Source organism: Streptomyces sp. NPDC058289 (assembly GCF_042880975.1).
In the GTDB taxonomy this organism is placed as follows: Bacteria; Actinomycetota; Actinomycetes; order Streptomycetales; family Streptomycetaceae; genus Streptomyces; species Streptomyces stoeckheimensis.
On sequence record NZ_JBHVYI010000149.1, the window covers coordinates 1 to 13339 of the forward strand.

At 71.5% G+C, this 13339-nt stretch carries 10 protein-coding genes; 2 read left to right on the forward strand and 8 right to left on the reverse strand.

Going from position 1 to position 13339, the window contains the following annotated elements:
- Positions 1-54 precede the first annotated feature (54 nt).
- The 3 genes from ACFVX6_RS39015 to ACFVX6_RS39025 all read right to left on the reverse strand — a co-directional run bounded on the left by ACFVX6_RS39015 (position 55) and on the right by ACFVX6_RS39025 (position 6409).
- Positions 55-2814: a PKD domain-containing protein gene (locus ACFVX6_RS39015; RefSeq protein ID WP_389699341.1), complete on the reverse strand. Its 2760-nt coding sequence runs from the start codon at positions 2812-2814 to the stop codon at positions 55-57.
- A gap of 190 nt (positions 2815-3004) precedes the next feature.
- Positions 3005-5197 carry a sulfatase-like hydrolase/transferase gene (locus tag ACFVX6_RS39020; RefSeq protein WP_389699342.1) on the reverse strand — a complete coding sequence of 731 codons (2193 nt, stop codon included), beginning with the start codon at positions 5195-5197 and terminating at the stop codon, positions 3005-3007.
- Positions 5198-5362: 165 nt separating this feature from the next.
- Positions 5363-6409 (reverse strand): NAD(P)-dependent alcohol dehydrogenase, encoded by a 1047-nt coding sequence (locus ACFVX6_RS39025; RefSeq protein WP_389699343.1) that lies wholly within the window; start codon positions 6407-6409, stop codon positions 5363-5365.
- A 166-nt stretch (positions 6410-6575) separates the two neighbouring features.
- Between ACFVX6_RS39025 and ACFVX6_RS39030 the strand changes: the two genes are divergently transcribed.
- Positions 6576-7508, forward strand: a complete 933-nt coding sequence (locus tag ACFVX6_RS39030; RefSeq protein WP_389699344.1) for a helix-turn-helix transcriptional regulator — start codon at positions 6576-6578, stop codon at positions 7506-7508.
- A gap of 35 nt (positions 7509-7543) precedes the next feature.
- Here the strand turns inward: ACFVX6_RS39030 and ACFVX6_RS39035 are convergent, their stop codons facing one another.
- The 5 genes from ACFVX6_RS39035 to ACFVX6_RS39055 all read right to left on the reverse strand — a co-directional run bounded on the left by ACFVX6_RS39035 (position 7544) and on the right by ACFVX6_RS39055 (position 12740).
- The gene (locus ACFVX6_RS39035; RefSeq protein ID WP_389699345.1) at positions 7544-8524 is read right to left on the reverse strand and encodes a GNAT family N-acetyltransferase; all 981 of its coding nucleotides are present in this window, start codon (positions 8522-8524) and stop codon (positions 7544-7546) included.
- Positions 8525-8558: 34 nt separating this feature from the next.
- On the reverse strand, positions 8559-9236 hold the full coding sequence (locus tag ACFVX6_RS39040) for an ABC transporter ATP-binding protein (protein ID WP_389699346.1): 678 nt from the start codon (positions 9234-9236) through the stop codon (positions 8559-8561).
- A 111-nt stretch (positions 9237-9347) separates the two neighbouring features.
- On the reverse strand, positions 9348-10844 hold the full coding sequence (locus tag ACFVX6_RS39045) for an ABC transporter permease (RefSeq protein ID WP_389699347.1): 1497 nt from the start codon (positions 10842-10844) through the stop codon (positions 9348-9350).
- 211 nt (positions 10845-11055) lie between these two features.
- Positions 11056-12339, reverse strand: a complete 1284-nt coding sequence (locus ACFVX6_RS39050; protein WP_389699348.1) for an Ig-like domain-containing protein — start codon at positions 12337-12339, stop codon at positions 11056-11058.
- 116 nt (positions 12340-12455) lie between these two features.
- The gene (locus tag ACFVX6_RS39055; RefSeq protein WP_243340602.1) at positions 12456-12740 is read right to left on the reverse strand and encodes a hypothetical protein; all 285 of its coding nucleotides are present in this window, start codon (positions 12738-12740) and stop codon (positions 12456-12458) included.
- A 164-nt stretch (positions 12741-12904) separates the two neighbouring features.
- Here ACFVX6_RS39055 and ACFVX6_RS39060 point away from each other — a divergent pair, with 164 nt between their 5' ends.
- On the forward strand, positions 12905-13195 hold the full coding sequence (locus tag ACFVX6_RS39060) for an LPXTG cell wall anchor domain-containing protein (RefSeq protein WP_389699349.1): 291 nt from the start codon (positions 12905-12907) through the stop codon (positions 13193-13195).
- Positions 13196-13339 lie beyond the last annotated feature (144 nt).

Consider the following 13339-nt stretch of genomic DNA (forward strand, 5'->3'; position numbering starts at 1 on the left):
GCCCCGGCCCCCGCGCTTCGCGGGGGCCGGGGCTCCGTCGTGTTTCCGGGGGTGTCAGCCGGTCGTGAAGTAGCCGAGGAGGTCGGTGATCACGTGGTTGGGGCCGCCGTAGCTGTTGAAGATGTTCACCTTGCCGCCGGTCCCGACCGGGGTGGTGACGTGGTTCGGGACCGTGAGGCCCGGGAGGGTGTTCAGGCTGCTGGCTCCGGGGAGCTTGCCGCCGTACCCGTACGCGGTCAGGAAGCCCGGGGCCGTGGTGTCGGTGGCGGTGATGTTCAGGACCGCGCCGAGGGCGTTGGCCGGGAGGCCGGAGACCGTGGTCGTGGCGCCCGGGGCGACCTTGCCGGTCGTACGGGTGTCGGCAAGGCGCTTCGGCACGACCGGCGTGAAGAGCGCCTTGCCGTCCTTGCCGTAGTAACCCACCGCGTCCAGCACCAGGTGCGTGGAGCCGGAGTTCGTGAACAGGGTGATCGTGCCGTTCGGGCCGACCGGGACGATCGCCTGGTTGGACTTGTCCTTGCCCGGCTCCACGTTCAGGTTCGAGGTCGCCGGACGCTTCGCCGGGTCCGGGTAGGCGATGACGTGCGCCTGCTCCTTCGCACCCGTACCCGTCAGGTTCAGCGCGACGGCGGTGGCGTCCGCCGGGATGCCGTTGACACCGGCCACCTTCACCGTGCGGGTCTTGCCCCCGCCTAGCGCGCCCCCGGTCGTACGGGTGTCCAGGACGCGGGTCGGGGCGAGCGGGGAGAAGCGCTGCCCGATGTTGGGCTGGTAGTAGCCGACGAAGTCGACGATGAGCGAGGCCTCGCCGGAGCCCAGCTGCGCCTGGATCGACCCGAGACCGCCGGCCGGGACGGTGACGGTGTTGGAGGAAGTGCCGCCCTTGGCGACGTTCACGTTCGAAGTCGCCGGGCGCGGCTGGCCGGACGGCCACACGGTGAGGTGGGTGTCCTCCGTGGCGCCGGTGACGGTCACGTTGACGACCGCCGAGGCCAGGCCGGCCGACAGGGGGTGGCCCGGTATGCGGTGTGCCGTCGGCAGGGTCACGTCCAGCGGCAGGCGGGCAAGGACGGGCCTGCCGTCCGTGCGCGAGTCCTTGATGCGGAACGGTTCGGTGGCAACGTACCCGGACGGGGCGTAGTCGACCTTCACGGTCCGGAGGGCCGTGGACTTCGCGCCCTTGGAGTCCACGAGGGTCAGCTTCATCGTGTAGTTGCCGGGCGAGGAGTAGCTGTGCTCGAAGGAACGCAGCTCGTCGGCGTGGGCCGTGTTGCCGTCGCCGAATTCCACACTCGCGCTCACCACCGGCCAGGGGGCCGCGGTGAGCTCCGTGGGGTCGATGACGACGGTCAACGGGACGATACCCATGACGTCCGGGTCCGAGGAGGTGGGCAGCGGCTGATCGACGGCGAAGGCCGCCTTCAGCGGGCCGGCCGGGGTCACCTTGACCGGGGTGTAGGTGGACCAGACTCGCTTCCCGACACCGTTGACGGCCTTCACCATGGCCCCGTAGCCGCCCGGCGCGCTGTAGACGTGCTCGACGGTGGGCTGCTTGGTGACGACCGGGTCCGTGCCGTCCCCGAAGTCGAAGTGGTAGGTGAGGGCGGCCGACCAGTAACTGTCCGCGGCGGCCGTCGCCTTCACCCGCGTGCCGACCGGCGCCCAGCTGTCGCTCAGCGAGAGGGTGACGCCGCGCAGGTCGTCCTGGGTCTCCTCGGCGCCCCGGTCGATGTACCCTCCGCCCTTGCCCGTGTTGGGCACCCGCGGGTCGTCCGCGATCGGATTCCCCACCCAGTCCAGCGGAATCACCCCCGGCGCCGTGGGGTCGCCAGAGTCGACGGTGGGAGATCCGTCCCACGCGCCGATTCCGTCGACGGACGGGCGCAGGAGGTCGTGCGCACCCTGACCGCCGGCGGCCAGGAACGCCGCCACCGTCTGGTAGGCGGTGCCGGCCCAGTTGTAAGGGGAAGCCACGGTGCCGGGCTGTCCCGCGACGATGTTGTAGTCGACACGGGTGCCGGCCGTCGCGCTCTTCGCCACGGCGATGCCGATCCGCGGCTCGGTGACCGCGCACGTCGTGGAGGTGTTCCGGGTGTGGACCACGTTGTTGAACAGTGCCGAGCCGGTCGAGGTACCGCCGAGTGACACGGCCGCGCCGCAGCCACCGCGGACGGTGTTGTTGGTGAGGGCAGTGCCGGGGGCATCGAGCACCGTCACCGCCGGCCGGCGGTCGTCGTCGAGCACGTTGCGGCTGAGGACGGTGCGCTGGGCGCCTCCCTCGATCCGGACGGCGCCGAGCATGCTGCGGATGACGCGTACATCCGTGCTCGCCCCGCCCACCACGAGGGCGGCGGATTGGGGGCCGAAGACATCGAGCTTCTCCAGCGTGACGTCGTGGGAAGCGTCGATGCGCACCGCGCCCCCGACCGCGAGTCCCCGCACCACGACGTGGGAGGCCCCGCTGATGGTCAGGTCCTTTTCGATGGAAGCCTGCCAGCCGATAACGCCCTCCTCGCCGAAGGCGAAGGTGATCGGCTTGCCCGGCTCTCCCGAGCGGTCGATCGTGACCGCGCCGGGGTAGCCCGTCTCCGGTGCGATCCGCACGGTCTGGCCCGGCTTGACCACCTTCGCGGCCGCCGAGATCGAGCAGAACGGGACGGCCTTCGTCCCGGTGCCGCCGTCGGAGCAGTGGGAGCCTGCCGCACTGTTCACGTACAGGTCGGCCGGGTCCGCGGCGGCCGCCGCGGTGGCCGGCAGGCCGAGGAGGGTGACGAGGCCCGCGGTGAGCAGGGCCGTCCTACGGGTAGGGCGCACGCGGCAGGGTTCCTTCGGTGACGAAGCGAGGGGGAAGGACCACAGGACACGGAGCCGCACGCGGGTGCCAGGCCGTTCCCCCCTGCAACGGCCTGGCACACACTGATCCGCAAGTCTCCGAGCATCATCCACGGCCGTGGACCCGCTGTCACCTCTGATGTTTCACCGCGATCCAGGCGAAACGGCCCCCTCAGACCACCGTCACCCGCGCCGCCGCCCACGACGTGTGGTCGAAGGCGGAGTTCGCGTTGGCGTCCTCGACCACCAGGTGGAGGAGCCTGATTCCGCGTACGTCCACGTCGAGTGCGGTCGGTCCCGACACACCGGTCAGGACCCCCGTCGTGGCGAGGACCCGGCCGTCGCCGCGCACGATCGCGCGGGTGGCTCCGGTCGCCGACTGCTTCTTCGAGAAGTCGTCGATGCCGACCAGAGCCGTGAAGCGGTTCCCGCGGCCGCCCAGGTGGTAGACGATCTCCGACGGGGCGTGCACGCCGAGGCCCTTCGCGTACGTGACCCCGCCGAAGGCGATCGGGGTGCCGTCGCCCGCCGCCTGCTTGCCGTTGGAGCGGTCGATCTCGACCGGGCCCCAGCCGTTGGCCGCCGAGACCCAGGGGAGGTCGCTGAGGTAGCCGTCCTGGGTGGGCGGGGCCGGCAGGGGCGTGTAGCGGGTGGGTGCCGTGAAGCCGAGGGAGGACGAGGTGGTGGCCTGCGGGACGAGGAGCACGGGTGCGGGCACCGTCGAGGGCGGGGTCAGCCGCCACGTCGTGGTCAGGGACTCGCCCGGGCCGAGGGAGGGCGCGGTCGTCGCCGTCGTCGCGGTGGCCGTCCAGCCCGACGGGAGCGGGAGCGTGACGCGGACGTCCGGCCAGGGGCGGGTCGTGCCGTTCGCGACGGTCGTGGTGAGCGTCGAGGCGACGGCGTCGGCGACCGCGGTCAGGCCCCACGGGCGGCGCAGGTACGTGTCCGCCCAGGAGGAACGCAGGAGGGCCGTCAACGACGAGACCACCGACGGGTTCTTCGCCGCCACGTCGTTCTTCTCGCCGAGGTCCACCGCCAGGTCGTAGAGCTCGAACTCCCACTTCGAGTCGGCCACCGTGCGGTCCCGCGCCGGGGCGAACCGTACGGCCTTCCACCGGTCCTTGCGGATGGCCTCCGCGACCTGCTTCGCCCGGCCGCCGTCCTGCGTGTTGGCGCGGCTGGTGACGCCCTGCTCGTCCCGGTACCAGTACAGGTGGTTGTGGAGGGGGGCCAGGGCGGGGGCGCCGTTCAGGACGGAGGCCGCCGAGAGCCCGTCGATGTCGGAGGGGGCCGGGGCGCCGCCCGCCAGCTCGGCGAGGGTGGGCAGGAGGTCGTAGAGCGGGGTGGGGCGGACGCTGGTGGTGCCGGGGGCGATCCGGCCCGGGGACCAGGCGACGAGGGGGACGCGTACGCCGCCCTCGTACAGGTTGCGCTTGTAGCCGCGCAGCGGGCCGTTGGCGTCGAAGAGGTCCGGGTTCACCCCGCCCTCCTCGTGCGGGCCGTTGTCGGAGGCCACCAGGACGACCGTGCGCTCCGCGACGCCCCGCGCCTTCAGCCGGTCGATGATGGCGCCGACCTGCGCGTCGAGGAGGCTGATCTGCGCCGCGTGCGACTTGTTGGCCTGCGTCCAGGGCTGGGAGGCGTAGGCGCTCGCGTCGGGGATCTCGCTCGGGGCGTGCGGGAGGTTCGGGGTGAGGAAGAGCAGGAAGGGGGCGGGGCCGGCGGCGTGGTCGTCGATGAAGTCGAGGGCGCGCGCGGCGATCGCGTCGGGGGCGAAGGTGCCCGTCGGGACGGTCTCCTTGGCGTTGCCGTTCCAGAGGTACGCCGGGTAGTACTGGTGGGCGTGGCTGTGGTCGATGTACCCGTAGAACTTCTCGAAGCCCCGCGCGGACGGGTGGCTCGGCTGGTCCCCGGCCTCGGGTCCGAAGCCCCACTTGCCGAAGAGGCCCGTACGGTAGCCGCGTGCCCGGAGCACCTCCGCGAAGGTGGTGTCGCCCGCGCCGAGGCTGCCCTGGCCGCCGCTGGAGGGGTTGGCCCGGACGGCGGCGTGGCCGGTGTGCAGGCCGGTCAGCAGTGCGGCGCGGGAGGGCGCGCAGACGGCGGCCGCGGAGTAGGCGTCGGTGAACCGGAGGCCCTCGGCGGCCAGTTGGTCGATGCGCGGGGTGGTGATCAGCTTCTGGCCGTACGCGCCCAGGTCGCCGTAGCCCAGATCGTCGGCCAGGATCACCACGAGGTTCGGCGGACCTTCCGCCCCGGCGGCGGCCCCGGCGGCTGCCGCCTGCGCGGGCTGGGCGGCCTGCGGGAGGGCCGCGAGGCCGACGGCGGCGGCCGCGGAACCCGCGAGGAAGTGGCGGCGGCTGGACATCTCGAACTCCCCTGTGGCTGAAGGCTGCTGGGAAGATCGTCCGCGCGGAGGGCCGCCGAGACCATGCACGGAGCATGAAAAGCGTGTGACGGCGACCCCCGGGCGCCGTGCACTCGGGGGTCGTGCACGGGGTTCAGGCACCCGGGGGCCGCCGTCAGGCGCCGGTCAGATGGTCGAGGTGTCGATGACGAAGCGGTAGCGGACGTCGCCCGACTGGACGCGCACGTAGGCCTCGTTGACTTCCTCGGCGCGGATCACCTCGATGTCCGCACCGAGCCCGTGCTCCGCGCAGAAGTCGAGCATCTCCTGGGTCTCGGCGATCCCGCCGATCATCGAGCCGGCCAGGGTCTTGCGGCCGCCGATGACGGAGAACAGGTTCAGCGAGACCGGCTCCTCCGGGGCGCCGACGTTCACCAGGGCGCCGTCCACCTTGAGCAGGCCCAGGTAGGCGTCGAGCGCGAGCGGCGCGGAGACCGTGGACACGATCAGGTCGAAGCGGCCGGCCAGCTCCTTGAAGGTGGCCTCGTCGCTCGTGGCGTGGAAGTGGTCGGCGCCCAGTTTGAGCCCGTCCTCCTGCTTGCGCAGGGTCTGCGAGAGGACGGTGACCTCGGCGCCGAGCGCGTGGGCGATCTTGACGCCCATGTGGCCGAGGCCGCCGAGGCCGACGATCGCGACCTGCTTGCCGGGGCCGGCCTGCCAGTGCTTGAGCGGGGAGTACAGGGTGATGCCGGCGCACAGCAGCGGGGCGGCGACGTCGAGGGGAAGGCCCTCGGGGATGCGGACGGTGTAGTTCTCGTCGACGACGACGTGCGTGGAGTAACCGCCGTACGTGGGCTCGCCGTTCTTGTCGAGCGAGTTGTACGTGCCGGTCATGCCCTTGGCACAGAACTGCTCCTGCCCGGCGAGGCACTGCTCGCACTCGCGGCAGGAGTCGACGAAGCAGCCGACGCCCACCCGGTCGCCGACGGCGAACTTGGTGACCTCGGGGCCGACCTCGGTGACGACACCGGCGATCTCGTGGCCCGGGACCATGGGGTAGATGCCCTCGCCCCAGCCGTCGGTGACCTGGTGGATGTCGGAGTGGCAGATGCCGGCGAACTTGATGTCGATGAGGACGTCGTGCGCGCCGACCGGACGGCGCGGGACGGTGGTGCGCTCCAGCGGGGCCTTGGGCGCGGGAGCGGCGTAGGCGGCGACCTGGGTGACGGACACGGTGGGGCTCCTCGGAAACTGCTGTGCGGGACTGCTCGTGTTCACAGCCTGCACTCTCCCGCCCCGGACACCCATCCCCCTGCCCTGCCTAGGTCTGGCGAACCTACCCTTGGCGGGGTCAGGATCACGCCCCCGGCCTGCGCCCCCGCGCGGGGATACTGGGGTAATGGACCAGCTTGATCAACGAGCCGAGCTCGGCGAGTTCCTGCGCTCCCGGCGCGCCCGGCTGCGCCCCGAAGACGTGGGCCTGCCCGACTACGGGCGCCACCGCCGGGTTCCCGGCCTGCGCCGCGAGGAGCTGGCGCAGCTGGCCGGGGTGTCGGTCGCGTACTACACGCGGCTGGAGCAGGGCCACGGCCAGAACGTGTCGGCGGAGATCCTCGACGCCATCGCCCGGGCCCTGCGCCTGGACGGCACGGAGCGCGCACACCTGAGCCACCTGGCCGGCCCCAAGCCCCGCAAGCGCCGCCAGGCCCCGCGCCCCGAGCAGGTCCGGCCGGAGCTGCGGACGCTGCTGGACGCGATGGACGGCGTACCGGCGTACCTGGTCGGGCGGCGCCAGGACGTCATCGGCTGGAACCGGCTGGCGGCGGCGGTCTTCGGCGACTTCGGGGCGCTCCCGGCGCAGGAGCGCAACCTGGTGCGGCTCGTCTTCCTGGACCCGGCTACGGCGGAGCTGTACGCGGACTGGGAATGCCGGGCGTGCGAGGTGGTGAGCAATCTGCGCGTGTACGCCGGGCAGTTCCCGGACGACGAACGGCTGTCCGCGCTGGTCGGTGAACTGTCCGTCAAGAACGAGGAGTTCCGCCGACTGTGGGCCGCCCACACGGTGGCCGACAACAAGATCCACGGCGTCAAGCGACTGCGCCACCCGCTGGTCGGCGAGCTCCGGCTCTCCTTCGAGACCCTGGCCCTCCCGGACGACCCGGCGCAGTTCCTGGTCACCTACCACGCACCCCCGGGCTCCCCGTCGGCCGACGCCCTCAGCCTCCTCGCCTCCTGGTCCGCGTCACCGGCGGCCCCGGAGCGGGACCGGGACCGGGACCGGGAGCACGCCTTGGGTCCGGGTCCGGGTCCCGTCGAGGAATCCGCCCCGTAGACCCGTGAAGCAGCCGCGCCCCGGGCTACGGCGTCCTACAGCGTCAGCTGGAAGTACCCGACCCCGCGCTCGCGCCGGTAGCCCAGGGCCGCGTTGAGCGCGAGCATCGGGGTGTTGTCGTCCGCCACCGAGGTGGCGATGGTGCGCAGGTCCGGGTGGCGGGTCGCCTCCTCCGCGAGCATGCGGAGCTTGACCGCGCGGCCGAGGCCGTGGCCCCGGTGGGCGGGTACCACCACGGTGTCGTACTGGAGCGCGCGCGGGCCCGCCGGGTCGAGGAGGACCAGTTCCGTGTAGGCCGCCACCTCGCCGTCCGGGGTGACGGCGGCGACCGTGGTCAGTGCGCCTCCCCGGTCCAGGATCTTGCGGTGGGCCGCGTGCAGGCGCTCTGCCGTCCAGGTCTGGATCTGCTGGTCCAGCTCTCCCATCGGCGCGTCCTCCATCGCCCCGTGGGCGACGGCCACGGCCTGCGCCCACTCGTCGGGCACCAGCCCGGGCCAGCAGTGCAGCTCGTAGCCGGGCGCGGCGGACTCCGCCCCTTCCTTCGCGGCCTGCGCCCCCTGTACCCAGCGCGCCTCCCGTACGTCCTGCACGTACCAGGCCATCGACAGGACGTTCGCGAAGCCCACGGACTCGGCGAACGCCTGACCGGGGCCTCCCAGGTCCACCTCCGCCGCCACCGAGGTACGGCCGTCCGCGAGCAGTTCCTCGCGGACCCGCGTCCACAGGGCCGTTCCCACACCGTGCCGCCGCGCGTCGGGCCGTACGGTCAGCTCGTCCAGGAACGCGGTGTGGTCGTTGACGCCGTCGGTGAAGAGGACCAGGGAGGCGACCGCGTCCTCCGTCGCCCAGTACACCGAGCGCCCCCGCACCGACGGCACCTGCAGCGCCCCGGCCACCTCCGTCCGGGAGGGCGGCGGAGTCCCCGGCAGGTCCGCCGTCCTGGCGGCTGCCAGGACGGCCCACCAGTGGTCGACTTCGGTGTCGGTCGGGGGCACGGAGAGTGCGGTGATCGTCATGCTCCGGACCCTAAACCGGTGCGCGGCGGAGCACTCAGACGTTTTCGGTGACGGTCACCTTGCCCCGGCGGATCGTCGCCACCCGCGGGGCCTGCCTCGCGAGCGCGCTGTCGTGGGTGACCATGACGAAGGTCAGTCCGTGTTCCTTCCAGAGGCCTTCGAGCAGTTCCATGATCTCGTCGCGCATGGACTCGTCGAGGTTGCCGGTCGGCTCGTCGGCCAGGAGCACCTTCGGCCGTTTCGCCAGCGCCCGGGCGATGGCCACGCGCTGCTGCTGGCCGCCGGACATCTCCCCGGGCAGGTGCCCCATCCGCTCTCCGAGGCCTACGGAGTCCAGCGCCTCGGCGGCCCGGTCGCGCCGCTCGCGGGCCTTCAGCCCGAGCGGGACGAGGGCCGTCTCCACGTTCTCCTGCGCGGTGAGCGTGGGGATCAGGTTGAAGGACTGGAAGACGAAGCCGATGTTCTCCGCCCGGACCCGGGTGAGGCGGGATTCGGAGACGGTGGCGAGGTCGAGTCCGTCGAGGACGATCTGTCCCGCCGTCGGGCGGTCCAGGGCGCCGAGCATCTGGAGCAGGGTGGACTTGCCGCCGCCGGTGGGGCCCTGGATGACGAGCCGGCCGCCGTCCTCGATGGTCAGGTCCACGCCGGCGAGCGCGTCGATGGATTCCTTGCCGCGCTGGTAGCGCTTGGTGACACCGGTGAGTTGGTACATCTCTGGTTCGTTCCCTCGGGTTGCGGGGCGGTGGGGCGTGCTGGCGGGCGGGCAGGCGCACGAGGCGTACGTACGGACGCACGAACGGCCGTACGAACCTGCGGCCGCGGGCTACTCGACGCGACGCAGTGCGTCCGCCGGCCTCAGCCGGGAAGCGCGCCAGCCGCCGAAGCCGCCTGCGATCAGTCCGCCCGCGACGGCGAGCGCGACGGCCAGGCCGATGGTGGAGAGCGAGACGGGTGCGGTGAGCGCGATGTCGAGGGCCTTGCCGGCGCCCTGCTGGGCGGAGCGCATCATCCCGCCGCCGCCCCCGCCGCCCGCGCCCTGGCCCCGGCCGCCGCCGCCGCCCGCGAGCTGCGCGGTCAGCTGCGGGCTGATCGCCGTGATGGCGTATGCGGCTCCGAGCCCGAGGCCGATGCCGAGCGCTCCGCCGATGAGGCCGTTGACCAGGGCCTCGCCGACGACCTGGCCGGTGACGCGGCCGCTCTTCCAGCCGAGCGCCTTGAGCGTGCCGAACTCGCGGACGCGCCGGGACACGGCCGAGGAGGTCAGCAGACCGGCGACGAGGAAGGCGGCGAGGAGCACCGCGTACGAGAGCCACGTGCCGACCGTGGAGGCGAGGGAGGCTGCGGTGGAGAGCGAACCGGAGACGGTGTCGGCCAGGTCGGCCGAGGTGGTGACGGTGGTGTCCGGGACGTTCTTCTGGATGGCCTGCTTGACGGAGCCGATGGCCTGGGAGTCCTTGGCCTGGACGTAGACCGTGGTGATCTTGTCGGGGGTTTCGGCAAGGGTCTGGGCCTGCTTGAGCGGGACGTAGACGTTGGCGGCCGCGTCGCCGCTGTCGGCGGTGGCGATCCCGATCACCTTGAACTTGGCGCTCTTGATGGTGACTTCGGAGTCGACGGCGAGCTTGTTCTTCGTGGCGTAGGCGCTGTCGACGACGGCGACGGCCGCGTCGGTCTCACCGGCCGCGAAGGTGCGGCCCGAGGTGATCTTCGAGGTGGTGAGCGGGCCCAGCTCGGGACGGCTGACGTCCGCGCCGTAGACGGAGAAGGAGTTGACGTCGAAGTCGGCGCCGCCGCCCTCGACCGTGCCGGTCGAACCGCCACCGCCACCACCGGTGGCGCCGGGCTTGGCAGCCGCACCACCGCCCGTCTGGCCCTCCGCACGCTTGAACTCACCGCGCTTGAACTGCCCGTTGACCTTCATCACCTGGAGGCTGAGGCCGCCGACGGCCTGCGCGACACCGGACTGGCCGGACACCTTCGCCACGGTTGCGGCGTCCAACGTCTGGAAGCCCTGCGGCATGACGAGGTCGCTGCTCTGCTCGGCCTCGGCGTCGGTGTCGCCCTCGCCCTTCGCGTTGAACTGGAAGCGCGGTCGGGCCGTGCTGTCGCCCTCGGCCGGCGGGGCCTGCGCCTTGGTGACCGTCATGTCGGTGCCGAGGCCGTAGAGCGACTGGAGGACCTTGCCCTGCGCCGCCGTCATGCCCGCCGAGACGGAGCTGACGACGATGACGAGGGCGATGCCCAGGGCGAGTCCGGAGGCGACGACGAGCGCCGCCTTCCTGCGGCGGCGCAGCTCGCGCCGGAGGTAGGTGAAGAACATGCGGCCGAAAGTAGGCAGCACCGGTGACGGCCGGATAAGCCGTCCATAAGAGTCGGATGAGAACACGAACTCACAGGTGCCGCACAGGAATACAGGAATACAGGAATGCGGGGATACGGGGATGCGGGGATATGCACAGACGGACGGCGGGGAGCCCCCTGGCCGGGGCTCCCCGCCGTCCGTCGCGGGGTTCAGCTGTGGTGTCTGCGGATCAGACGGCCGAGCCGGCCTTCCAGTCGGCCCAGCTCATGTTCCAGCCGTTGAGGCCGTTGTCCGGCTTGATCGTCTTGTCCGGAGAGTTGACGACCGTGACGACGTCTCCGATGAGGGAGTTGTCGTAGAACCAGGCCGCGGGCTGGTTCGGGTCGTTCGCACCCTTGGCGTCGTTCAGACCGACGCAGCCGTGGCTGGTGTTGGCGCTGCCGAAGACCGAGTCCGGGCCCCAGTAGTTGCCGTGCACGAAGGTGCCGGAGTTGGACAGGCGCATCGCGTGCGGCACGTCCTTGATGTCGTACTCGCCCTTGCCGTCGTCGTCCGTGAAGCCGACGGTGGCGCCGTTCATCCGGGTCTCCTTGAACTTCTCGGAGATCACCATCTGACCGTTGTAGGTCGGGTTCTCCGGGGAGCCCGCCGAGATCGGGATGGTCTTGAGGACCGCGCCGTCCCGGGTGACCGTCATCTTCTTGCTCTTCGCGTCGACCGTGGAGACCTGGCTCCGACCGATCTTGAAGGTGACGGTCTTGCTCTGCACGCCCTGGATGCCCGGGCCGCCCTGGACCCCGTCCAGCGCCAGCTTCAGCGTGACGGTGGAACCGGCCTGCCAGTACTTCTCCGGGCGGAAGTCCAGCCGCTGCGTGCTGAACCAGTGGCCCACGACCTCCTGGCCGCTGCTGGAGGTGACCGTGATGCCCGCCTGGACGGCCTTCTTGTCCTTGATCTGCTTGTCGAAGGTGATCGAGACCGGCATGCCCACGCCGACGGTCTGACCCTCGTCCGGGATGAAGGAGCCCACGAAGCTGTTCTGCGGGGAGACGGTGGTGAAGGAGGCGTTCTCGTGCGCCTCGCGGCCCGCCTCGTCCTTCGCGGTCGCCGACAGCGCGTACTTGGTGGAGCGCTTCAGCGCGCCGTCCGGCTTCCAGCTCTTCCCGTCGGCGGCTATCTTGCCCGGCACCGCCGTGCCCTCGGAGCTCTTCAGCTCGACCTGGGTGAGCGTGCCGTCACTGACGGCCACGTTGGCCGCGTCGTTCAGGCCGACGTTGGTGGCGCCGTCCTTGGGCGTGATGGCTATCTTGGCCTTGGAGGCGTCCTTGGCCGCAGCCGCGTCCACGTCCGCCTGGGACTTGGCCGACGCCTCCCCATTGGCCTTCGGCTTGTCACCACCGCCGTCCTCACCGCCGCCGCATCCCGCGAGCACCAGTACGCCGCCGAGTACGGCGGATATGGCCACCAGGGACCTTCTCCGCCGCTTGCTGTCCGTCCTCACACGCCACTCCATCGTTGCCGGAACCCCGAACTCCCCGGGCAGGGGGCATGAACCCCCTGCCTCGTCCTGACAACGCATTACACCCCGAGGTGCTGCCCCATTCCGTTCGAATGTGGTCAACCCCACCGTCAGGCGTTGTCAGTCTCTTCGTCGAGCTCCCCATCTTCCTCGTCGAGGTCCCACTCCATGGACTCGGGGTCGTATTCCACGGGCTCGCTGCTCCAGGAGGCCTGCGCGAGCTCCACGCCGGGGATCTCCGCGACCAGGTCAGTGGGGTCCACGAGGTAGGCCAGAGCCTCCGACTCGTCCTCCCGGACGGCCGCCTCGGCGTGGCCGCGCTCCTCGTCCGGCATGAACTCGTCGGCCTTGATGTGCGCGAGGGCGGCTCCGGTGAGCGCGTCGACGTCAGGCACTTCAAGTACCAAATCCACCCGAAGGCGTACGTATCGTGAGGTCTCAGAAGGGTTCATACGACGGAGGGTAATCCCGTGGCGGCCCCGACTTTCCCACGACCCGCCCCTTTCCGTAGCATCACCGCACGGGGCCAATTCGCTGCTGCCACAAGGGGGATCGCACCGTGTCCGCACGTCGATCAACACTCACCGCTCTCGGAGCGACCAGCCTCCTCGCCGTCCTGTGGTTCGTACCCTCGGCCAACGCCACCGCGCCCGAGCACGCGAAGGCCGCCTCCGGCGCGCCCGCCGCCGCGAACACCCAGGTCCAGGCCGCCTCCGAGGCCGTCCCCACCCTCGAGCTCGCCGACACGGGCGGCGTGGACACCACGCCCTATCTGCTCGGCGGCACGCTCTTCCTGGGCGCCGGGGCCGGCTTCGTGGCCTTCTCCGTACGCCGCTCGCGCACGGTGTAGCGGGCGCCGCACACACGGAAGGGGCGGGGGGCGCCGGGGGGGCCACACCCGAAGCCCCCCCCCCGCCCCCACAGACCGACGCGCGGGGCGGCCCGGCCGACCGCCCCCAGCGACAAAAGTCCCCGACAAAACCAAGCACGTAGG

Bases quoted from the DNA above. Each gene is read 5' to 3' on its own strand.
- ACFVX6_RS39040 (WP_389699346.1), bottom strand. From the start codon at position 9,236: ATGTACCAACTCACCGGTGTCACCAAGCGCTACCAGCGCGGCAAGGAA.
- ACFVX6_RS39035 (WP_389699345.1), bottom strand. From the start codon at position 8,524: ATGACGATCACCGCACTCTCCGTGCCCCCGACCGACACCGAAGTCGAC.
- ACFVX6_RS39030 (WP_389699344.1), top strand. From the start codon at position 6,576: ATGGACCAGCTTGATCAACGAGCCGAGCTCGGCGAGTTCCTGCGCTCC.
- ACFVX6_RS39050 (WP_389699348.1), bottom strand. From the start codon at position 12,339: ATGGAGTGGCGTGTGAGGACGGACAGCAAGCGGCGGAGAAGGTCCCTG.
- ACFVX6_RS39045 (WP_389699347.1), bottom strand. From the start codon at position 10,844: ATGTTCTTCACCTACCTCCGGCGCGAGCTGCGCCGCCGCAGGAAGGCG.
- ACFVX6_RS39020 (WP_389699342.1), bottom strand. From the start codon at position 5,197: ATGTCCAGCCGCCGCCACTTCCTCGCGGGTTCCGCGGCCGCCGCCGTC.